At 67.9% G+C, this 21,851-nt stretch carries 20 protein-coding genes; 9 read left to right on the top strand and 11 right to left on the bottom strand.

Annotated features, from left to right (window positions below):
* The first annotated feature begins 51 nt into the window (after positions 1-51).
* Complete coding sequence (gene acs / locus AB4Y35_RS31535; RefSeq protein ID WP_368707484.1) at positions 52-1,992, top strand: acetate--CoA ligase; 1,941 nt, start codon at positions 52-54, stop codon at positions 1,990-1,992.
* A gap of 2 nt (positions 1,993-1,994) precedes the next feature.
* Here acs and AB4Y35_RS31530 read toward each other — a convergent pair whose 3' ends face one another.
* Both AB4Y35_RS31530 and AB4Y35_RS31525 read right to left on the bottom strand, forming a co-directional pair.
* Complete coding sequence (locus AB4Y35_RS31530) at positions 1,995-2,783, bottom strand: aspartate/glutamate racemase family protein (protein ID WP_368707483.1); 789 nt, start codon at positions 2,781-2,783, stop codon at positions 1,995-1,997.
* On the bottom strand, positions 2,780-4,024 hold the full coding sequence (locus tag AB4Y35_RS31525) for a D-amino acid dehydrogenase (protein ID WP_368707482.1): 1,245 nt from the start codon (positions 4,022-4,024) through the stop codon (positions 2,780-2,782). The genes AB4Y35_RS31530 and AB4Y35_RS31525 overlap by 4 nt, the downstream gene beginning before the upstream one ends.
* A 273-nt stretch (positions 4,025-4,297) precedes the next feature.
* Between AB4Y35_RS31525 and AB4Y35_RS31520 the strand changes: the two genes are divergently transcribed.
* From AB4Y35_RS31520 to AB4Y35_RS31500, 5 genes are all read left to right on the top strand, one after another.
* Positions 4,298-5,464, top strand: a complete 1,167-nt coding sequence (locus tag AB4Y35_RS31520) for a branched-chain amino acid ABC transporter substrate-binding protein (protein ID WP_342922972.1) — start codon at positions 4,298-4,300, stop codon at positions 5,462-5,464.
* A 16-nt stretch (positions 5,465-5,480) separates the two neighbouring features.
* Positions 5,481-6,380 carry a branched-chain amino acid ABC transporter permease gene (locus tag AB4Y35_RS31515; protein ID WP_368707481.1) on the top strand — a complete coding sequence of 300 codons (900 nt, stop codon included), beginning with the start codon at positions 5,481-5,483 and terminating at the stop codon, positions 6,378-6,380.
* A 3-nt stretch (positions 6,381-6,383) separates the two neighbouring features.
* Entirely contained in the window at positions 6,384-8,243 is a 1,860-nt protein-coding gene (locus AB4Y35_RS31510) for an ATP-binding cassette domain-containing protein (protein ID WP_368707480.1), read from the top strand.
* On the top strand, positions 8,234-8,995 hold the full coding sequence (locus AB4Y35_RS31505; RefSeq protein ID WP_368707479.1) for an ABC transporter ATP-binding protein: 762 nt from the start codon (positions 8,234-8,236) through the stop codon (positions 8,993-8,995). Before AB4Y35_RS31510 ends, AB4Y35_RS31505 begins: the two co-directional genes overlap by 10 nt.
* Before the next feature lie 176 nt (positions 8,996-9,171).
* The gene (locus tag AB4Y35_RS31500; protein ID WP_368707478.1) at positions 9,172-9,960 is read left to right on the top strand and encodes a helix-turn-helix transcriptional regulator; all 789 of its coding nucleotides are present in this window, start codon (positions 9,172-9,174) and stop codon (positions 9,958-9,960) included.
* Positions 9,961-9,987: 27 nt separating this feature from the next.
* Here AB4Y35_RS31500 and AB4Y35_RS31495 read toward each other — a convergent pair whose 3' ends face one another.
* The 9 genes from AB4Y35_RS31495 to AB4Y35_RS31455 all read right to left on the bottom strand — a co-directional run bounded on the left by AB4Y35_RS31495 (position 9,988) and on the right by AB4Y35_RS31455 (position 18,315).
* Positions 9,988-10,887, bottom strand: a complete 900-nt coding sequence (locus tag AB4Y35_RS31495; protein WP_368707477.1) for a LytR/AlgR family response regulator transcription factor — start codon at positions 10,885-10,887, stop codon at positions 9,988-9,990.
* Positions 10,884-12,020, bottom strand: coding sequence for a sensor histidine kinase (locus AB4Y35_RS31490; protein ID WP_368707476.1), 1,137 nt, complete (start codon positions 12,018-12,020; stop codon positions 10,884-10,886). The genes AB4Y35_RS31495 and AB4Y35_RS31490 overlap by 4 nt, the downstream gene beginning before the upstream one ends.
* Complete coding sequence (locus AB4Y35_RS31485; protein ID WP_368691734.1) at positions 12,017-12,394, bottom strand: DUF2306 domain-containing protein; 378 nt, start codon at positions 12,392-12,394, stop codon at positions 12,017-12,019. Before AB4Y35_RS31485 ends, AB4Y35_RS31490 begins: the two co-directional genes overlap by 4 nt.
* Positions 12,395-12,547: 153 nt before the next feature.
* On the bottom strand, positions 12,548-14,071 hold the full coding sequence (locus AB4Y35_RS31480) for a response regulator (RefSeq protein ID WP_368707475.1): 1,524 nt from the start codon (positions 14,069-14,071) through the stop codon (positions 12,548-12,550).
* A complete protein-coding gene (locus AB4Y35_RS31475) occupies positions 14,068-15,477 on the bottom strand; it encodes a sensor histidine kinase (protein WP_368707474.1) in 1,410 nt (469 codons plus the stop codon). Before AB4Y35_RS31475 ends, AB4Y35_RS31480 begins: the two co-directional genes overlap by 4 nt.
* On the bottom strand, positions 15,470-16,597 hold the full coding sequence (locus tag AB4Y35_RS31470) for an ATP-binding protein (protein WP_368707473.1): 1,128 nt from the start codon (positions 16,595-16,597) through the stop codon (positions 15,470-15,472). The genes AB4Y35_RS31475 and AB4Y35_RS31470 overlap by 8 nt, the downstream gene beginning before the upstream one ends.
* The gene (locus tag AB4Y35_RS31465; protein WP_324148800.1) at positions 16,582-17,007 is read right to left on the bottom strand and encodes an anti-sigma regulatory factor; all 426 of its coding nucleotides are present in this window, start codon (positions 17,005-17,007) and stop codon (positions 16,582-16,584) included. The genes AB4Y35_RS31470 and AB4Y35_RS31465 overlap by 16 nt, the downstream gene beginning before the upstream one ends.
* Before the next feature lie 42 nt (positions 17,008-17,049).
* Positions 17,050-17,409, bottom strand: coding sequence for an STAS domain-containing protein (locus AB4Y35_RS31460; protein WP_368707472.1), 360 nt, complete (start codon positions 17,407-17,409; stop codon positions 17,050-17,052).
* Between the two features lie 39 nt (positions 17,410-17,448).
* Positions 17,449-18,315, bottom strand: coding sequence for an STAS domain-containing protein (locus tag AB4Y35_RS31455; RefSeq protein WP_368707471.1), 867 nt, complete (start codon positions 18,313-18,315; stop codon positions 17,449-17,451).
* Between the two features lie 372 nt (positions 18,316-18,687).
* Here AB4Y35_RS31455 and AB4Y35_RS31450 point away from each other — a divergent pair, with 372 nt between their 5' ends.
* From AB4Y35_RS31450 to AB4Y35_RS31440, 3 genes are all read left to right on the top strand, one after another.
* Positions 18,688-18,918 carry a hypothetical protein gene (locus AB4Y35_RS31450; RefSeq protein WP_368707470.1) on the top strand — a complete coding sequence of 77 codons (231 nt, stop codon included), beginning with the start codon at positions 18,688-18,690 and terminating at the stop codon, positions 18,916-18,918.
* A 143-nt stretch (positions 18,919-19,061) separates the two neighbouring features.
* Entirely contained in the window at positions 19,062-19,712 is a 651-nt protein-coding gene (locus tag AB4Y35_RS31445; protein WP_342922957.1) for an ABC transporter substrate-binding protein, read from the top strand.
* A gap of 171 nt (positions 19,713-19,883) precedes the next feature.
* Complete coding sequence (locus tag AB4Y35_RS31440; RefSeq protein WP_368707469.1) at positions 19,884-21,839, top strand: AI-2E family transporter; 1,956 nt, start codon at positions 19,884-19,886, stop codon at positions 21,837-21,839.
* Positions 21,840-21,851: the final 12 nt, after the last annotated feature.

The raw sequence follows: 21,851 nt of genomic DNA, 5'->3' as shown, positions 1-21,851 counted from the left end.
ACGCCGCCGCGCCGTTGCGGCGCGGCGGCGCCTCATCCCGAGGAGTGAATCATGGATGAGCATCGGGTCTTTCCGCCGCCCGCGGAATGGACCGCAAAAGCATGGGTCGATCAGGCCGGATACGAAGCGATGTACCGCCGCTCGACCGAGGACCCCGAAGCATTCTGGGGCGAGCAGGGCAAGCGGCTCGACTGGATCAAGCCCTATACCCAGGTGAAAGATGTGTCGTTCGCAAGCCGCGACCTGCACATACGCTGGTTCTACGACGGCACGCTGAACGCCAGCAGCAATTGCCTCGACCGGCATCTGGCGACGCGCGGCGATCGTCCCGCCATCATCTGGGAAGGCGACGATCCGAAGGTCAGCCGCACGCTCACGTATCGCGAGCTGCATGCACAGGTCTGCAAGTTCGCCAACGCGTTGAAGTCGCTGGGCGTGAAGCGGGGCGACCGCGTGACCATCTATATGCCGATGATTCCCGAGGCCGCCGTGGCCATGCTCGCCTGCGCGCGCATCGGTGCGATCCATTCGGTCGTGTTCGGCGGCTTCTCGCCCGAGGCGCTGGCCAACCGCATTCAGGACTGCGCCTCGACCATCCTCATCACCGCGGACGAAGGCGTGCGCGGCGGCCGCACGATTGCGATGAAGGCCAGCGCCGACGACGCCATGGCGAAATGTCCCGACGTGACGACGTGCGTGGTAGTGCGGCGTACCGGCGGCAAGGTCGACTGGCGCGAAGGGCGCGACCACTGGTATCACGATCTGATCGATCGGAGTCCTGCGGAGTGTCCACCGGAAGCAATGAACGCGGAGGATGCGCTCTACATTCTCTATACCTCCGGATCGACCGGCAAGCCCAAGGGCGTCGTGCATACCACGGGCGGCTATCTGACCTACGTGTCGCTCACGCATCAGTACGTGTTCGACTATCACGACGGCGACATCTACTGGTGTACCGCGGACGTCGGCTGGGTCACGGGGCACAGCTATATCGTGTACGGGCCGCTCGCCAACGGCGCGACCACGCTCATGTTCGAAGGCGTGCCGAACTATCCGGACAGCTCGCGCTTCTGGCAGGTCTGCGACAAGCACAACGTGCAGATCATCTACACGGCGCCGACCGCGATCCGCGCGCTCGTGCGCGATGGGGAAGGGCCGGTCAAGCGCACGTCACGCAAGTCGCTGCGGTTGCTCGGCACGGTGGGCGAGCCGATCAACCCGGCGGCGTGGCTCTGGTATTACGAGGTGGTAGGCGACAAGCGCTGCCCGGTGGTCGACACATGGTGGCAGACCGAAACGGGCGGCATCATGCTCACGCCGCTGCCCGGCGCGACCACGCTCAAGCCCGGCTCGGCCACGCGACCGTTCTTCGGCATCCGTCCGGCCATCGTCGATGAAAAGGGCACCGTGCTCGAAGGCGCGGCGTCGGGCAGCCTTTGCATGCTCGACTCGTGGCCGGGGCAGATGCGCTACGTCTATGGCGACGCGGACCGCATGCGCCAGGTCTACTACAGCCAGTTCGAAGGCAAGTACTACACGGGCGACGGCTGCTATCGCGACGCCGACGGCGACTACTGGATCACGGGCCGCATCGACGACGTGGTGAACGTCTCGGGCCACCGGCTCGGCACGGCGGAGGTGGAGAGCGCGCTGGTCTCGCATGCCGACGTGGCCGAGGCGGCCGTGGTGGGCTTCCCGCATTCGCTCAAGGGGCAGGGCATCTACGCCTACGTGACGCTCAAGGCGGGCGTGGAGCCGAACGAAACGCTGCGCGCCGATCTGGTCGCGCTGGTGCGCAAGGAGATCGGGCCGATTGCCAGCCCGGACTGCATCCAGTGGGCGCCGGTGCTGCCGAAGACGCGCTCGGGCAAGATCATGCGCCGCATTCTGCGCAAGATCGCCGATGGCGATTACGACAATCTCGGGGACGTTTCAACGCTCGCCGACCCGCGGGTCGTGAAGGAGTTGATCGATCATCGCGTTGCGCATTGAAGTCACTGGCGCGTGAACAAGCGCCCCAGCTGCGGCTCGCTATCCAGCACCCCCGCGAGCCGCAGCGCGTGCCACGCCATCGCGTAGTTGCTGGACAGCACGGGCTTGCCGGTCTGCGCTTCGATCTGCGGCACGAGCGCGGCCACGCGCAGGCTCGTGCACGACACGAACACCGCATCGGCATCGTCGTGTCGCGCCAGCGTTTCTATCGCACTGCGAATCGAATTCGCGTCGATGCGCGCCACCTCGTTGTCGTCCGCATGCTCGAACGAAGCCATACGCGTGACGGTCACGCCGCGCGCCTCGATGTAATCGCGCATGAAGTCGTTGATGGTGCGCACGTAGGGCGTCAGCAGCGCCACGCGGCGCACCTCGAGCGCCTTTAGCGCGGCGAGCGCGGCCGTGATCGGCGTGGTGCAGGCAATCTCGGGCCGCGCCTCGCGGATGCGCGCCGCGACCTTCTCTTCGCCTATCACCATCGAAGCCGACGTGCAGCCGAACGCCACCACGTCGAGGCGCTCGCCGGGCAGCATGAGGCTCACCGCGGGCGCGATGCGCGCCTCGATTTCCGCGAGGCGCGGCGGCGTGATGTCCGGCGAATTCTCGAGCCGGCTCTCGTAGAACGCCACGCCCGGCTGGCGCAACAGGTCGCGCCATTCGTATTCGATCGTGTGATCGGTGGCCAGCACGACGAGGCCGATTGCGGCGCGGCGGGCAATGCCGCCGTCCAGCGCGAAATCGAGCTTCGTGTAGGCATCCTCGTGATGTTGCGGCGGTGCGGTAATGGTCATCTCAGCGTCAATCCCGTCATGTCGAGTTCGGGCTCGCGCCCGGCCATGATGTCGGCGAGCAGTTTTGCGGTGCCGCACGACATGGTCCAGCCCATGTGTCCGTGACCCGTGTTCAGAAAGAGGTTGCGATGGCGCGTGCGGCCGATCAGCGGCGTGCCCTCGGGCGTCATCGGGCGCAGCCCGGCCCAGTACGCCGGCTGCGTGTAGTCGGCGCCCTGCGGGAAGAGTTCGCGCGCCGCCTGCATCATCGAAGTGAAATCGCCGGGCGTGTGCCGCGTGTCGTAGCCCGCGAAATCCGCGGTGGCCGTGAAACGCAGGCGTGCGCCAAAGCGCGCCCATGCCACGAGATGGTTCTCGTCCACCCCGCCCATCTCGGGCGGGCGATGCTCGGGCCCGCACGGAAACGTGGCCGAATAGCCCTTCACAGGATAGACCGCGATGCGGTAGCCGAGCGGCCGCGCGAGGATCGGCGACCAGGAACCGAGCGCGAGCACGTAGTCGTCGCCCTGGATCACGCCGGCGCTCGTGCGCACGCTCGCAATGCGGTCGCCGGCGGCTTCGATGGCCTCGATCGGGGCGTCGAACACGAAGCGCACACCCATACGTTCGCAAACGTCCTTGAGCCCACGCGTGAAGCGGTGCGCGTCGCCGCTTGCGTCGCTGGGGCAGTAGATCGCGCCCGCGATGCGCCCGCGCGCGTGGGCGAGCGCGGGCTCGCGCGCCGCGACCGCGGCGGCGTCGAGCGTTTCGAGCGGCAGTCCGTTTTCCACGAGGATCGACATGTGGGCGCGGCCGCGCTCGAACGAGGCGGCGTCGCGATAGAGATAGAGCAGGCCGCGGCTGATCAGGTCGTACTCGAGCTGCTCGCGCGCCGTGACCTCCTGCAGTTGATGCTGCGAATAGCAGCACAGCCTCACCTTGCGCGAGGTGTTCTCGCGCGAGCGCGCCTCGGTGCAGTTGAGCAGGAATTGTGCGCACCAGGCCCACATGTGCGGATCGGCCTTCAGGCGCAGGCGCAACGCCTGGCCCTCGACGAACAGCGATTTGAGCAGGATTTTCGGCGCGCGGGGCGAGGCCCACGTGTACGAGTGGCCCGGCGCGACGAGCCCCGCGTTGGCGAAACTGGTTTCGAGCGCAACGCCTGCGCGTCGCTCGATCACGGTGACGTCGCGGCCGTCGCGCGCGAGGTAATACGCGCTCGTGACGCCCGCGATGCCGCCGCCCAGTACGATGGTCTTCATTCGCGCCCCTCCGTGCGTGTATACAAAGTACCTTCACGCTGCCGCGAGCGCACGCAATTTGTATACGCGCATACCCTATGGCAGCTAAACGGTTGCATGCATCTATCATGGATAAGTCGTTATGCGCCGGTACCCATGCAAGCTGCGCGCCATGAGCGCGCGAGGCCTGCAGGGCATCGCACCGGACGAATTATTTCGTTTCGCTAACTGACCGCGCGGGCTCGCCTGCGTTGCGGCATCGCCCGGTCGGGTCCACGCTCAGGAGCCGCTCATATGAATCCTCAGAACAATGGCGCGCTGCACGCAACCCTCGCGCTCACGCTCTTTTCGCTCGCCGCGCTGGCGCCTGGACTCGCCCAGGCGCAGACCATCAAGATCGGCGTGCCGGTGCCGCTTTCGGGCAGCAGCGCCGCAGCAGGCACGGATATCCTGAACGGCGCGAAGCTCGCGGCCGCGAAGATCAACGCGGCGGGTGGCGTGCTCGGCAAGCAGATCGAACTCGTACCCGAAGACGACGCGTGCGACGCACAAACGGCGGTTCAGGCCGCACAGAAACTCGTGGACGCGGGCGTGGTTGCCGTGGCGGGCGGCTACTGCTCGAGCGCGGCACTGCCCGAATTGACCGCCTTCCACCGCGCCGGCATTCCCTACGTGCTCGATGCCTCGACCAATCCGAAGCTCACGGAAATGGGCTACGACAACGTGTTCCGCACGATTGGCCGCGACGACGAGCAAGGGCCTTTCGCGGCCAGCTTCATGAAGAATTCGCTGCACGTGAAGCGCGCGGCGGTGATCGACGACAACACGACCTATGCCAAGGGTCTCGCGCAGAACACCGTGGAATCGCTCAAGAAGATGGGCGTGGACGTCGTCTACGCCGACTCGATCACGCCGGGCCAGATGGATTATTCGCCGACGCTCACCAAGGTTTCCTCGCTCAAGCCGGACGTGATCTATTACACGGGTTATTTCTCCGAAGCGGGTCTGCTCGTGAAGGAAGCGCGCCAGGTGGGCCTGAAGATGACCTTCATGGGCGGCGACGGCACCAATGACCCCACGCTCATGAAGACCGCAGGGCCGGCCGCCGACGGCATGATCATCACGACGGCACCGCTCGCGCAGTTCCTGCCTGGCGCGCACGACTACCTCGATCAGTACACCAAGACCTATGGTCAGGGGCCGGGGCCGTACTCGGTGTACGAGTACGACGCCGTGGGCGTGACCGCCAAGGCCATCGCCGACGGCAAGTCGGCCAAGCCCGCGGACATCAGCGCCGCGCTGCACAAGATCACGAACTACCAGGGCGCCACGGGGACGATCGGTTTCAATCCGAAGGGCGACCGCAGCCGCGCCGTGTACATCACGGTCGTCGTGCACAACGATCAGTTCGAGCCTTACCAGCGCCAGGATGCCAACGGCAAGTGGGTGGCAATGAAGTAAGCGCCCCGGGCCGCTCATGAGCACCTTTTTCCAGTTCGTCATCGAGGGGCTGACGATCGGCTCGTTCTACGCGCTCGTCGCCCTCGGCTACACGATGGTCTACGGCATCATCCGGCTCATCAACTTCGCACACGGGGATCTCTTCATGGTGGGCGCGTTCGTGGGCTGGACCGCGCTCGCAGCGCTCGCGGCCGCGCGCCTGCCGCTCGCGCTCGCGCTGTTCGTGGCCTTCGCGGCGGCCATGCTCGCGACCGGCGTGCTCGGCGTGGCGATCGCGCGCGTGGCCTATCAGCCGTTGCTGCGCGCGCCGCGCCTGTCCATTCTCATTACGGCGCTGGCCGTTTCGCTGCTGCTGGAGAACGGCGTGCTGATCGCCTACGGCGCGGGCTTTCGCACCTACCCGCACCTGCTCACGCATACCGGCTTCGACGTTGCGCAAGTGCACATCACGTTTGCGCAGATCGGCATTATCGCGGCCAGCTTCGCGCTGATGATCGCGCTGTATTTGTTCGTCCACCATACGTTCGTCGGCACGGCCATGCGCGCACTCGCCATCGATCAGGATGCGGCGCGGCTCATGGGCATCGACGTCGAGCGGCTCATCCAGCTCACGTTTTTCATCGGCTCGGCGCTCGCCGCGGTCGCCGGCGTGATGGAAGGGCTCTTCTACACGCAGATCAACTTCTTCATGGGCTTCGTGCTCGGGCTGCGCGCGTTCACGGCGGCCGTGCTCGGCGGCATCGGCAATATTCCGGGGGCGATGGTCGGCGGCTTCCTGATCGGCTTGCTGGAGGCGTTCGGCGCGGGGTATGTGTCCTCCCAATGGACCGACGTGTTCGTGTTCGGTGTGCTGATCGCCGTGCTCGTGGTGAAGCCCACCGGGCTGTTCGGCGAACGCGTGGTCGAGAGGATGTAAGCCATGCGCGCGCGGGCCACGGACACCTCATGGGTCGTTTCCGGCGTGCTGATCGCGTTGGCGATCGCGCTGCCCAAGTTCGCGAGCGGCTATATCGTCGACGTCGGGCTCACCATCATCACGTACGCGATTCTGGGCCTCGGCTTGAACATCGTCGTGGGCTATGCCGGCTTGCTCGACCTCGGCTACGCGGCGTTTTTCGCCATCGGCGCCTATACGACGGCGCTGCTCGAGACGCTGCTGCACTTCTCGTTCTGGGCGACGCTGCCGTTCAGCCTGGTGTTCGCGGGCGCTTCCGGTGCCGTGATCGGCTATCCCACCTTGCGTCTGCGTAGCGACTATCTCGCCATCGTCACACTCGGCTTCGGCGAGATCACGCGCATCGTCGCGACCAATCTCGACATTACCGGCGGGCCGAACGGCATTTACGGCATCGAGCCGCCGAACCTGTTCGGCTTCGAGTTCAGCTCGCCGCGCTCGGTGTACGTGCTGGGCATGGCGTTCTTCATCGTCGTGCTGGTGTTCGCGGTGCGGCTCGGACGCTCGCGCCTCGGGCGCGCGTGGACCAGCATCCGCGAGGACGAAGCCGCCGCCGAGGCGGTGGGTGTCGCGACCCTGCGCGTGAAGATGCTCGCGTATGTGATCGGCGCGCTGATCGGCGGTCTCGCGGGCAGTCTGTTCGCCGCGCGCTTCGGCACGATCGACCCCACGGCGTTCACCTATCTGCAGTCGGTGACGATCCTCATCGTCGTCGTGATGGGCGGACGCGGCAGCATTCCCGGCGTGATACTCGGCGCGCTGATCGTCGCGGGGCTACCGGAAATGCTGCGCTTTTTGAACCTGTGGCGTATTTTCGGCTTTGCCGTGGCGCTCGTCGTGCTCATGTTGTTGCGCCCGCAAGGACTGTGGCCTGCGCGCGTGAGGCGCGCCGCGCCGCGGCCCGAGGAAGAGACGGTGGCGCACGAAGCGGAAGCCGCGGAGGCGGCGGGCAAGGAAACCGGGGCGGCCGTGTCCATCGCCGATAGCGGCGGCCTCGAAGCCGCCGCCGCGCGCGAGACCCTGCTCGAGGTGCATGACCTCGAGCGCCGCTTCGGCGGTGTGCGTGCGATCGGCGGCATCACCTTCCAGGTGCGCAGCGGCGAGATTCTCGCGCTGATCGGCCCGAACGGCGCGGGCAAGACCACGGTGTTCAATTGCCTGACGGGCGTGATCCGCCCGAGCGGCGGCCGCCTCGTCTGGCGCGGCGAACCGCTTGGCGGCGGCGCGCCCCATCGCAACGTGCATCGCGGCATCGCGCGTACGTTTCAGGGCATTCGCCTGTTCAACCATATGAGCGCGTTCGAGAACGTGCTGATTGGCATGGATCATCGCCTGCACACGCCTCTCGTGGCGGAACTGGTGGGCACGCGCGCCGCGCGCGCCGAGGCGGCCGAGCACGGCGCGCTCGGGCAGCGCTGGCTCGATCTCGTGGGGCTCGGCGCGCGTGCAAGCGAATATGCCTCTGACCTGCCATATGGCGATCAGCGCAGGCTGGAAATCGCCCGCGCGCTGGCGAGCCAGCCACGCCTGTTGCTGCTCGACGAGCCCGCCGCCGGCATGAACCCAACCGAAAAGCACGCGTTGATGGCGCAGATCCGCGGCATCCGCGACCTCGGCGTGACGGTGCTGCTGATCGAGCACGACATGGCGCTCGTGATGGGCGTGTCCGACCGCATCATCGTGATGGACCATGGCGAGATCATTGCGCAGGGCACGCCCGCGCAGATCCAGAACGACCCGGTGGTGATCGACGCCTACCTGGGCACGGCCGAGGAAGACGACGGACCCGACGCCACGGACGGGGAGAAGTCGCTATGGGGGTAGACGCGGCCGGCAAACTCCTCGACGTTCGCGACCTGCGCGTGAACTACGGCAACATCGAAGCGCTGCACGGCGTTTCGCTCGATGTCGGACCAGGCGAGATCGTCGCGCTGCTCGGGGCCAACGGCGCGGGCAAGACCACGACGCTGCGCACCATCTCCGGGCTGCTGCGTCCGCGCGGCGGCAGCATCGCGTTCGAGGGGCAGGCGCTCGTCGGGCTGCCGTCGCATCGCATCGTCGCGCTCGGGATCGGGCACGTGCCGGAGGGGCGCCGTATTTTCGGCGGGTTGACGGTCGAGGAGAACTTGCGGCTGGGCGGCTACCTGTTGCGGCGCGACCCCGGTGCGCTCGACCAGGGCATTGCTCAGGCATACGAAACATTCAGCCGGCTGCGCGAGCGCAAGGATCAACTCGCCGGCACGCTGAGCGGCGGCGAGCAGCAGATGCTCGCGATTGCGCGCGCGCTCATGCTCAAGCCTAAACTCGTGCTGCTCGACGAGCCTTCCATGGGGCTCGCGCCCAAGCTCGTGCGCGCGATCTTCGAAGTGATCGCACGCATCAGCCACGCGGGCACGGCGGTGCTGCTCGTGGAGCAGAACGCGCGCCAGGCGCTGCGCATCGCGAACCGCGCCTATGTGCTGGAAGGCGGCCGCGTGGCGCTCGCGGGTTCGGCCCATGAACTGGCCGACGACAACCGGGTGCGCGCCACCTATCTCGGCGGCAGCGCAGCGGCGCAGGAGGGAGGCGCCGTCTAGGCAGCGGAATCGATTCTCTGGAATATCCATTGTGCATATAGAGAATCATTATCGTTCGCATTAGCAATTAATCGTCATCCGATGCAAAATACGAGGCACGGCGTGGCGCGACGCGCATGGCATAAATTGCGCAGAACAGCTATTTTTCTGGAAAATCAGCGAAGGAATTCCCGATCGTGGATCAGATCTGGCGGCAACGGCCTGAAATCCCGCACCGCAAGCTCGAACGGCCAATCATGGCGGCAAGCTCCGAATACGACGCTGCCCATCGGGGATCGTGGCTTTCGCACGACCAGGGGCGGTTCGTCTTTACGGAGAGCGGGGTGCTGCGGGTGACGACGCCCATCGGCATGTGGACGCTCGGGCCGCAGCGCGGAATGTGGATCGCGCCGCGCGTGCGCCACGAAATGATCGCGACGAGCGCGGTGAGTCTGCATAGCGTGTCGTTCGAGCCGGAGGCGTCGCCGTGGCCGGAATCCGCATGCCACGCGGTGCGGGTTTCGCCGCTGTTGCGCGAACTGGTGGCGGCGCTGGTCGAAGACCGCCAGCGCGGCCCCGAGTGCCGCTACGCGCTCATTACGCCGCTGTTGCTCAGCGAAATGCGCGATGCGCGCGAGGCCTCGGGCGGCGGGTTGCCGCTGCCGCTCGACCGGCGTTTGCGGCAGATTTGCGATTTCCTGCTGGCGGCGCCGGCCAACGGCGACTCGCTCGCGACCTGGGGCGAGCGCGTGGGGGCGAGCGAGCGCACGCTCGCGAGGCGCTTCAAGGACGAGACCGGCTTGACGTTCGGCCACTGGCGCCAGCAGCTGCGCATCGTCGAGGCCGTGTCGAGGCTCGCCCAGGGCGTGCGCGTGGCGGAGATCGCGGCCGAACTCGGCTATGCGAATTCGAGCGCATTCATCTCGATGTTCCGCAAGACGATGGGCGAGCCGCCCCAGCGGTACTTGAAAAGCGAGCCGCGTTGAAGGCGTGTGCCGTTGTCGCGGCGCGCGTCACATCTGCTTGAACAGGTGCGCGTACTGGCGGCTCACGTCGAGGGCGCCCGCGTGGCCGCGCAACCGTAACGTCATCTTCCCGATCGCGCTGACCGAGGCGCATTCCACCTGGTCCACGTTGACCACCGTGCCGCGGTGAACCTGCCAGAATCGCGCCGGGTCGAGTTGCGCGCATAACTCGCGCAGGCTCGTGCGGATCAGCAATTCGCCGCTGCGCGTCGTGACCACGACATATTTGTCGGCGGCTTCGAAGTACAGAACGTCTTCCACCGGCACCATGCGGATGTCGTTGCCGCTGGAGGCGCGCAGATAACGCAGCGGCGTCCCGCGCGGGGCGCTATCGGCATTGCCCGCTCGCGCACCGGCGCGTGCTTCGCGAACGTCCTGGGTGATCGTTTCCAGCTGGCGCAGCACGCGTTGCAGATCGGCCTGCATCTGCGGCGCCTCGGCGTCGTTCGCCGGCGAGCGCGCGAGCCGGGCGCGCAGGCGCTCCACCGTGCGCGCGAGCCGCGCTGTCTCCACGGGCTTGAGCAGATAGTCGATGGCCGCGGCCTCGAAGGCTTCGAGCGCATAGGCGTCGTAGGCGGTCACGAACACGATTTGGGGCGGCGCGGCGAGATTCGCGCAGGCGCGCGCGACATCGAGGCCGGTCGCGCCCGGCATGGCGATGTCGAGGAACGCGACGTCGGGCGCGAGCGCGCCGATGCGTTCGATGGCTTCCTCGCCGTTGCTGGCCGTCGCCACGATGCGCAGTTCCGGCCACACGGCGGCGAGTTCGCGCTCCAGGGCGGCGGCGATCAGCGGCTCGTCCTCGGCGATCAGCGCGGTCGGGGTGTCGGGCGAGCGGCGCGGGGCGTCGCTGTGTTGCGCCGTATCGGCGGGCGCGTGGCGTTTCATGATCCGGACTCCTGCACGCTCACGCCAACGGTGTCGCGCAGCGGCAGCCGGACCTGCGCAACGAGGCCGTGCGGAACGTTCTCGATCAGCGTGAGCGACGCCTGCTCGCCGTAGAGCGCCGCAAGCCGCTCGCGCACGTTCACGAGCCCGACGCCCGCGCCCTGGGTGCCCGGCGTCGCGCCGAAGCCCGGGCCCGTATCGGTCACGCTCAGCTTGACATGCTCACCGTCGCGCCGAGCGAGGACGTCGATTCTGCCGCCCTCGAGCGCCCCCTGAATGCCGTGTTTGAGCGCGTTCTCCACGAGCGGCTGCAACAGCATGGGCGGCACCGGAAGGTCGGCGCAATCGCGCGGCAGGTCGAGCGCGTAGGCGAGGCGCGGGCCGATGCGCATGGCGTGCACGGCGAGCATCGAGTCGAGCACCTTGAACTGCACCGCGAGCGTTTCGCTTTGCGCGCGTGAGGCCTCCAGCGTCGCGCGCAGGAAGCGGTTGAGGCTCGCGAGCAGCTCGCGCGCACGCGGCGGGTCGGAGGCGATCAGGCTGTCGAGCGTCGCCAGCGTGTTGAACAGAAAGTGCGGCTCGATCTGCGCCTGCAGCGCCTGCAGGCGCGCGCTGAGCGCCGTGCGCTCGGCGGCTTCCTTTTGCCATGCCGTGCGCGCGACCTGTTCGCTCAGTTCGGCAATGCGCGTGCGCGACCAGCCGTACCAGGTCACGAGCAGCGTGGCGGTCAGCGCGATCCAGCCGGTGAGCGCGAGATCCTTCGTCGCGAATGCGTTGTGCAAGCCGATGCCGAGCACCACGCTCGCGATGCCGCGCCCGAGCGACGCGCCGAGCACGATGGCGAGCACCATCGCGAGGGCGAGCCGCGGGCCCGTGAGCGCATTGTGGCGTTGCAGAAAGAAGCGGCCGACGTCGAGCAGCAGCATGATCGAAAGGCCGATCGCCTGGCTGAAGACGAGGTTGTCGATGAATCGCTCGTGCACGCCCGCGGCGGTGAGCGCGACCGCAATCAGCGCGTTGCCGATCACGACGATCACGGCCTCGCGCGCGAATCCGGCGAGCAGGACATTGGCCGCCGGCGCGGGGACGCGGGCGGCGGCGTTCGGAAACTCGACGTGCGTGCCAGGAATCATGCGATCCAGCTCGTGACGATGAGGTTGAGCAGCCGGTGCGGCGTCGCAATGGCAGCGAGACCGGCCGCGATGAGACTGAAGAACGAACCGCGCATGGCGAGGCGATGGCCGCGGACGTTGCCGTGGCGGATCGCCCAGATGGCGCGCCCGACGCTCGCGAACGTCAGCAGCGACAGGCCGTGCACCCAGGACAGATGCCCCGGATGCAGCTCGCGGATGTCGAACGAGCTGAGCGCGGCGGCGAACATCGTCAGCGCCCAGAGGCGGCCGAGCCATTTGTGCCGCGCGCTGCCCTTTTCGGTCAGCATGACGGCGGTTCCGAGTATGACAGAAAGCGTTGCGGCGACGACGTGCGCGGCAATGATGGCAGACATGCGGCTCTCCTTGGCGGGTCGAGCGGGGGCGATGTCTGCAGTGTGGTGAGTGGGGGCGGGGCGGGCGAGGGGGATGCGACGAAGCGCGGGGAAACGGGCGCGAACGGGAATTCGGTGGCGCGAACGGTCGGCAGGCGAAGCGCACGGCGCCACTCAATCCGGCGGCGCGCTTTCGATTTCCCGCAGGATCTCGTCGTACGGCGCCGGCTTGACCAGATGCCGGTCGAAGCCCGCATCGCTCGCCGCCTGGCGGTCGCGCTCCTGGCCGTAGCCCGTAAGCGCGATCAATTGCACGTGGGCGGTGGCCGGCTCGGCGCGCAGCGCCTTCGCCAGCGCGTGGCCATCCATGCCGGGCAAGCCGATGTCGAGAATCGCCACGTGGGGCAGAAAGCTCTGCGCGAGCGCGAGCGCGCTCGGACCGTCGTGCGCGACGCGCACCTCGTGGCCTTCGAGTTCCAGCAGCATGAGCAGCGAGGAAGCGGAATCGACGTTGTCGTCGGCGATCAGCACGCGGCGGCGCGTCGGCGCAGTCTGGTCCCCTGCGCCATGCGTTTTGTCGAGCGGCGCTTCGCATTGCGGCGCCCGCGCGAGCGGCAGACGCACGACGAATTCCGAGCCGTGCCCCAGCCCGTCCGAATGCGCGCTCACCGAGCCGCCATGCAGTTCCGCGAGTTCGCGCACGAGGGCGAGGCCGATGCCGAGGCCGCCGTCGGCGCGCTTCACGGCTTCGCGCGACTGCATGAAAAGCTCGAACACATACGGCAGCTCGTCGGGCGCGATGCCGATGCCGTTGTCGCGCACGCGAATCAGGATCTCGTAGACATCCGCTTCGAGCCGCAGCGCGATCTGGCCGCCTTCGGCCGTGTACTTGGCGGCGTTGGAAAGCAGGTTGCTGATGATCTGCGCCACGCGTATCGCGTCGCCGGTCACGTGGCACGGCTCGCAGTCGATCTCGACCGTGAGCGTTTGCGATTTCGCGTCGAGGAAGGGCCGGCTCGTTTCCACGGCGACCTGGACGATCTCGCGCAGGTCGAGCGTGCTCATCTGCAGCGCGATCTTGCCGTGCGAGATTCGCGAGACATCGAGCAGGTCGTCGACGAGGCGGCCGAGATGCTCGACCTGGCGGCTCGCGATCTGCCGCGCGTCGGCGCGCATGGTGTCGTTCGCGCCGTGGCGCGGGTCGAGCAGTTCGATGGCGTTGCGAATCGGCGCGAGCGGATTGCGCAGTTCGTGCGCGAGCGTCGCGAGGAAGCGGTCCTTGCGGCGGTCGGCGTCGCGCAGCGCCTTTTCGGCAGCGTAGAGGCGCAGGAGCGCGCGCACATTCGCCACCAGCTCGGCGGGCTCGACGGGCTCGGTGAGGTAGCTGTCGGCGCCGCCGTCGAGCGCGAGAATCTTGTCGCGCGTCTGCACCGCGGCGGCGGAGGTCTGCAGCACGAGCGTGGAGTTCGTCTCCGGGTCCGCCTTGATGAGGCGGCACACCTCGATGCCGCTGATGTCGGGCAGCTTCACGTCGAGCAGGACGATCGCAGGCGCCTGTTCGCGCACGGCTTCGAGCGCGGCCTGGCCCGTCGCGGCTTCGATCACGGCGTAGCCGGCGTGGCGCAGCACGCGCGACTTCACGTAGCGCGCGCCTTCGTTGTCGTCGACGTTGAGGATGAGTGTGGCGTGCGCGTTCATGGCGCCGCGTCCCCGGAGATCTCGGGTTCGTTCTCGACGGACAGGGCGAGGCGCACCGGCAGGTTCAGGCGGAACGTCGAGCCCACGCCGGGCTCGCTTTCCACGGCCACTTCTCCGCCCAGCAGCGCCGCCAGTTTGCGGCACAGCGGCAGGCCAAGACCCGTTCCCTTCACGCGCTGCTGCAGGCGGTTCTGCACCTGGCCGAACTCCTCGAAAATGATCTGGTGGTGCTCGGGAGCAATTCCGATGCCCGTGTCCGCGACGAAGAAGGTGATGCGCGCCTCGTCGCCGTCGCCGGGCTCGCACTGGGCGCCCACGCGAATCTGCCCGCGCTCGGTGTACTTCAGCGCGTTCGAAACGAAATTGCGCAGGATCTGCGTGAGTTTGGGCTCGTCGGTGTAAAGCTGCGGCAGGCCTGCGGTGGAGCCGAATTCGAGCGTGACCTCCGGCGTGTCGAGCAGCGGCATGAGCATCGTGCGCAGCGCGGCGAAGAGGTCGGCGGGCTCGAACCACGCGGGCACGACTTCGGTCTTGCCGGCTTCGATCTTCGCGAGGTCGAGCAGGTCGTTCACGGTCTCGCCGAGGCTTTCCGCAGACGAAAGAATCAGCTTGACCTGGCGCTCCTGCTCCACGCTCAGGTCGCCGTCGAGCCGGTTGAGCAGCAGGTTGGCGAGCGCGCGGATCGAACTGAGCGGCGTGCGCAGCTCGTGGCTCATGTTCGAGAGAAAGCGCGTCTTCATCAGGTCGGCGCGGCGCAGTTCCTCCGCGCGCTCGTCGAGTTCGGCGTAGAGCGCCACCACGCCGCGGTTGGTCGCCTCCAGTTCCTGCGTGAGGCGCGAGAGTTCATCCTGGCGTTCGCGCAGTTCGTCGAGCGCCGTCAAGAGTTCGCGGTTCTGCTGCTGCAGTTCTTCGAGCGAGTCGCCGTGCGCGCCTTCCTGCGGACTGCGCGCGGCCAGTTCGCGCACGATGCGCTCGAGTTCCGCGCCGCTCGCCTCGCTGCGCTCGTGCGGCAAGTCGCGCGCCATGGTGACGGTCGTGCCGCCAGCCGACGAGCGAATCTCGAAGCGGTCCATCAGACGGCGGCTGCCCGTGACGCCGAGGCCCATGCCGCCGGGTGAGCGCCAGGTGCCGTCGAGCACGGCTTCGAGCTCGCGCACGCCGGGGCCCTGGTCGCTCACCTGCACGGCGAGCGCTTCGCGCGGCCGCTCGCCTTCCAGCGCGAAGGCGACTTCGCCGCCGCCCGCATATTCGAACGCGTTGCGGGCGATTTCGGAGACGGCGCTCGCAATGCGCGTCTGGTCGAGCGGCGAGAAGCCGAGCCCGGCGGCCAGCTCGCGCGCGCGGCGGCGCGCGGCGACGACGTCCTGGGCGGTTTCCAGCCGGATACGCAGCAGGGGCTTATTCATGGTTCAACTGTACTCCGGGGCGTGCGCGCACGACGACGACGGTGGCGTCGTCGCGCCGGCGCGCGAAGTCTCGGTAGAGGACGGCCGCGATCACGGCGGCGGGCTGGTTGGCGAGTCCGGGCCACGCGGCGAGGTCCCAGCGGGTGCCGATGCCGTCCGAATGCAGGACGAGCAGCGCGTTCTCGCTCCACGTCAGTTCGAACTCCTGGATGCCGCGCATCGTGTGGCCCACGATGCCGTTGCGCGAGACGAGCTGGTAGCACTCGCGCGCGGGAGGGGTGCCTGCGCTGGCGGGCCGATGCGCGTGGCCGCCTGAAGCGCGGTTATCGATGGGGCGGCCCGCGCCATACGCGACCGCCGAGATGTTGCCCGTGCCGCAGAACGCGAGCGCGCCGCGCGCCAGATCGATGCGCACGAGCGCGAGCGCCGCGCCGCGCGTGGGGCGCAGGGCCGCGTGCGAGAGCTCCATGAGCGCGGCGGGTGCGAGGCCGGCGCGGCGGCGCAGCACGTCGAGCGCGGCCACGGCGGCCACGTGGGCTTCGGCACCGTGGCCGAGGCCGTCGGCGAGTGCGAGTGTGAGGCCGCTCTGGTCGGCCTGCGCCCGCCAGCCGTCGCCGCTGACTTCCTCGCCGGGGTGGGGCACGCACACGGCGCCGATCTCGGGTCCGGTGAGCGCCGCGCGCGCGGCGCTGCCGCCGCTTTTCTGCACCAGCACGCGCAACACGGTGCCTACGCCCGGCTGCGAGTAAATGGCGAACTGGTTCGAGAGCCGCCGGATCGCGCCGAGCCCGGTGCCGGTCGTGCCGGTCGTGGAGTGGCCGTCGGCGAGCGCGGTGCCCACGTCGGGCATGCCGGGGCCGCTGTCGAGCGCGATCAGCTCCACCGCGCCTTCCAGCGCGCGCACCAGCAGTTCGCCGTGGCCGGCATGCTTGAGGATGTTGGTGGCCGCTTCCGTGAGCACGATCGCGAGGCGGCCGGCGTCGGTCTCGCCGAGCGCGGCAATGCGCGCGGCTTCGCTGGCGCCGCGGCGTGCAAAGGCGACTCCGCTGGCGTCGCCGATCTCGAAGGAGCGGTGGGTGCCGCCGGCAGAACCGGCCGCGCCGTCTAGCGTACTTTCCATTTCGTGATGGTGACCGTCGTGCCGCCACCCGGAGTCGATTCGATCGTGAACTCGTCGCACAGGCGCCGCGAACCGCCCAGGCCGAGGCCCAGGCCATTGCCGCTCGTGAAGCCGTCCTGCAGCGCGCGCTCGATGTCAGCAATCCCCGGACCCTGATCGACGAACGAGAGCTGCAGTCCCACGCGCACGCCTTTTTCCAGCACTTCGAGGCGCGCATCGCCGCCGCCGCCATGCTGCAGCGTGTTGCGTGCGAGCTCGCTCGCCGCCGTCACGAACTTGGTCTGTTCGATGAGCGAGAAACCCTGCGCGATGGCGGCGTCGCGCACGATCTGCCGCAGCCGGACGATTTCCTCGTCCGATCTCAGGCTCACCTGGGCCGCAAGCCTTCCGGTCGTGTCGTTGCTATTCATGATCGAACGCAAGAGACGTGCTAGCTAACGGAGTAATGGGACTCAACGGAGCTGACGCTGCCGGAGCAGCGCCATGCCTTTTTCGACGTTCAGCGCGGTGCGCACGCCCGACAACGTGAGGCCGAGCTCCACCAGCGTGATCGCCACGGACGGCTGCATGCCGACCACCACGGTCTGCGCGTCGAGCACCATCGCCATGGCGGCCGTGTTGCTGATCATGCGGCCGATGAACGAGTCGACCACATCGAGCGTCGAGATGTCGATCAGCACGCCCTTGGCCGACTCTTTGACGATGCGCTCGGTGAGGTCGTCCTGCAGTGCGATCGCGAGGCGGTCGTGCATGTCCACCTGGATCGTGACGATCAGGCAGTCGCCGAGGCGCAGAATCGGAATGCGTTCCATCGTGTGCGGTTCCCGTGCTTCAGTGGCGCTGCGTGGCGCTCAGGCCGCGGCCTTCGGCGAGAGGATGGTCGCGCCGATGCGCTGCAGCGCGATGACGAAGGCGTCGGCGAGCGTGGACTTGGTCGTGACGTTGGTGAGATCGACGCCCAGGTGCACGATGGTCTGCGCGATCTGCGGGCGGATGCCGCTGATGATGCAGTCCGCGCCCATGAGGCGCGCGGCGGCGACGGTCTTGAGCAGATGCTGCGCGACGAGCGTGTCGACGGTGGGCACGCCCGTGATGTCGATGATCGCGAGGCCCGCGCCCGTGTCGACGATCTTCTGCAGCAGGCTCTCCATCACGACCTGGGTGCGCGCCGAGTCGAGCGTGCCGATGAGCGGCAGCGCGAGGATGCCTTCCCAAAGCTGCACGACGGGTGTGGAAAGCTCGAGCAGTTCTTCCTGCTGGCGCGCGATGATCGCTTCGCGGCTCTTCTGGAAAATGTCGGTGGTGTAGAGGCCGAAGCCGTCGAGCAACAGGTTCACCTGCCAGCTCAGCTGGGCGAGTTCGGCGGGGTCGTGCGCATAGGCCGAGCGCAGGCGAGCGTAGAGCGGCTCCTTGAACGAGAACACGAAAGTGGCCGTCTCGACCGGCGTGTAGCCCTGACGCGCGCGGTGCGCCGACATTTCCGCGAGGAACGCGCGCACCGGCTCCCACTCCGGGCGGCCCGCGTCGAAGGTTTCGGTGTTCGGCAGCGTGTCGAGAAAGATGTTGAGGAACGCGGAGAACTGCTCGCGAATTTCCCCTTCCATCGCGAGGCCGCGGCGCAGCGCGATCGGCAGATGCAGGCGCAGCCATTCGGCGAGCAGCGTGTCGCGATGCTGGCCGAGGATGTCCGCAATGCGAACCTGTTCCGGTGTGTTCATGCGATCTCCTGAGCGATGGGGCGCGCCTCGTCGTCGAGACGAACCGCTGAACCTTACACGATCGTATCGAGTCGATCCCGATTGCATTGCAATTGAACCGATTACGCGGGCAGGCAAGGCGAGCGAACGGGCGGGCGTGCGGCTGCATGCGTTTTTCGTGCCCGCCTGCCCGCGCAACGACTGCTGGGCCTGGCGCGCGCGGGCCCCTCCGCTTTGCCGTGACGCGCGTGTAGTTTTTACAGGGCGGAAGTGGCGTGCGGGTGCGCGAGCGTGGCTGCGGGCGGGGCCGGGCGCAATGCCACGACATGGTATGTGTCTTGCTTCACCGTAGCGCCAATCACGATCCGGTCCGCACCGAGGAGCACCGCAGCCATGGAGCCCGAAGCCATTTCTCGCCAGCAATCGCCGTTATCGACGACGTCCGCGCCACTGTCAGGCGCGCCCGCTTCTGGCGAGACCGTGTTGGAGGAGGGCGCCGGGGACAGCGAAGGCGACCCGACGCCGGCGGTGCTATCGCGCCTCTCGTTTTGCGTGGCCTGGCTTTTCGGGCTCGAGGCGTTTCTCGCGGCGTCCGACGCGCGTGCGCGCGGGCCGCGCGCGTGAATGCACGAGCGCACGCACGGCACAACGATCCGACCTGAGTGCGCCCGACCCGCTAGACTGAGCGCTGGCGTGCGCTCGCGCGATGCGTGCGGCTTGTCGATTTCGCGCCCGCTCGCCGCTCCCGCCATTGCCCAGAGATATCGATGACCAGGTTATTCCGCATGACCGCGCTGCTCGCGTGGTGTCTGTCGTTCCTGCCCGCTACGGCGGCGTTCGCTCAATCGTCCCAGGTGGACCAGTCGGATCCGCAGGCGCTCATCAAGACCGCCACGCAGCAGATCCTCGACGAAGTCCGCACGAAGGCCGTCGCGCCCGACGACATCGCGCGCATCCAGGATATCGTCAACCGCGACATTCTTCCGTACGTCGATTTTCGCCGCACCACGCGCCTCGCCATGGGGCCGCACTGGCGCACCACCACGCCTGAGCAGCAGGCGCAGATCGAGCAGCAGTTCCAGCTGCTGCTGATCCATCTCTACTCGGGCGCCATCGCGCAGCTCAAGCCTGACCAGAAGATCGAGTACCCGCCCATGCGCAGCTCGCCAGGCGACACCGACGTCGTCGTGCGCACGCTCGCGCAGACCAGCAGCAATCCGATCGAAATCGATTACCGCCTGTACAAGACGCCGCAGGGCTGGCGCCTTTACGACCTGAACGTGCTCGGCGCGTGGCTGATCCAGACCTATCGCCAGCAGTTCAACGAGAAGATCCAGCAGGGCGGCGTGGACGGGCTCATCCAGTTCCTGACCGCGCGCAACCAGGAGCTCGTCACGGGCAAGACGCAGACGCAGTGACGCGCGGATTTTGCGTCCCGCCCTCGCGACCTGCGAAAATCTGGACGGCTGGGCCCCACGCGTGTGGGCGCGGTACCATTTCGAGGCGCGCTTCGTGCGTATAGAGGGGCCGTGCGCTTGCCCGAGCCAGCGCGGCCCCGAGGTTTCTTTTTTTTGCCGATCCGATCCGACATGAATTTCCCGCTGCCGCCGCAGGGCCGACGCAACCGGGTGTTTCCGCCGAGCCCGCCCACGCTGCACAGCCTCGCCTCCGTCATTACCGGCGTGGTCGTGGTGTGCGGCCTGTACTTCGGGCGTGCGGTGCTGATTCCCATTACGCTCTCGGTGCTGCTGAGCTTTCTGCTGGCGCCGCTCGTCACCACGCTGCGGCGCTTTCATCTGCCGCAGTTCCTCGCCATTCTCGTAGCGGTGCTGTCCACCGTGCTCGCGCTCGCCGGCGTGGGCGCGCTGATCGCCGCGCAGGTCTACCAGCTTTCCGCCTCCCTGCCGCAGTACCAGGAAGAGATCGAGCAGAAAGTGCAAACGGTGCAGGAAAAAACCGTGGGCCGCGCCGATTCGCTGATGTCGCGGGCCGCCACCGCGCTGCAGCGCGTGACGCCCACGCCGCCGCCCGCGCCGCCGCAGCCGCGCGGGCGCGCGGCGCGCAACCAGCCGCAGCAGCCCATGCCCGTGGAGATCCATAATCCCGCGCCCACGCCGCTTACGCTCGCGCAAAAGGCGCTCGCCCCGGCTATCGCGCCGCTCGAGACGACCTTCATCGTGCTCGTCGTGACGATCTTCATCCTGTTCCAGCGCGAGGATCTGCGCGACCGGCTCATCAGCGTGTTCGGCTCCGACGACCTGCACCGCACCACGACCGCCATCAACGACGCCTCGCAGCGGCTCTCGCGCTACTTCGTCGCGCAAGTCGGCGTGAACGTCACGGTGGGCGGGGTGATCGCGCTGGGGCTGGCGGGCATCGGCGTGCCGGGCGCGCTGCTGTTCGGCGCGGTGGCGGCGCTCATGCGCTTCGTGCCGTACATCGGCATCTGGATCGCGGCGATCATGGCGACGATCGTGGCCGCGGCCACGCAGCCGCAATGGACCATGGGCGTAACGACGCTGATCTTCTTCATCGTCGTGGACGTGGTGGCGGGGCAGTTCGCCGAGCCGATGCTGTATGGCAAGCGCTCGGGCCTCTCGCCGCTGGCCGTGGTGGTGGCGGCGATCTTCTGGAGCTGGCTGTGGGGGCCCGTGGGGCTCGTGCTTTCCACGCCGCTCACGCTGTGCATCGTCACGCTGGGCCGCTACGTGGACCGGCTGAACTTCCTCACGATCCTGCTCGGCGACCAGCCCGCGCTCACGCCCGCGCAAACCTGCTACCAGCGCCTGCTCGCCGACGATCCCCATGAAGCGCTGCTGCAGGCGGACCGGCTGCTCACGAGCATGCCGCTCATCGACTACTACGAGCAGGTGGCGTTCGAGGGCCTGCGCTTCGCGCGCAACGACGCCATGCGCGGCGTGCTGCCCGGCGAGCAGGTCGCGCGCATCAACCAGGCGCTGCTCGATATCGTCGAGGACCTCGAATCCGTGGACGATTCGCGCCACGCCGCAGCCGCGGACGAGAGCGCAAAGAAGTCCGCCGAGGGCGCGGACGAAGGCGCGAGGGTGATCGAATTCACGCTCTCGCCGGACGCCGGCGAGGTGCTCTGCGTGCCCGGACGCGGCGCGTTCGACGACGTGGCGGTGGCGATCGTCGGCCAGTTGCTCATGCGGCGCAATATTCCCTGCACGGCCACCACCTACGACGAGGTGCGCGCCACCCGCGGGGCCATGATCGACGAGCGCTCGCCGGCCATCTGCGTGGTCTCGCTCGATGCGCCCGAGTCGGCGCCGTACCTGCGCAATCTCGTGCGGCGCCTGCGCGAGCGTGCGCCCGACGCGACCATCGTGGTGGGCATCGGCGCGGCGCTGCGCGACGACGGCGCAGGCATTGCCGACGACCCCGGCACGCTCTTCCCGACCACGCTGCGCAACCTCGTGGAGGAATGCGGCGCGGCGCTCGTGCCGGCACAGTCGCCGCTGTCCGAAAAGAGGGCAGCAACGCCGGATATGCAGGACCAATATAGTGCGGGAGCGAAATTGTGACAGTCATGCCCG

This window comes from Paraburkholderia sp. EG286A, from assembly GCF_040965375.1.
Lineage (GTDB): Bacteria > Pseudomonadota > Gammaproteobacteria > Burkholderiales > Burkholderiaceae > Paraburkholderia.
This window is presented reverse-complemented; position numbering and strand designations above follow the sequence as displayed.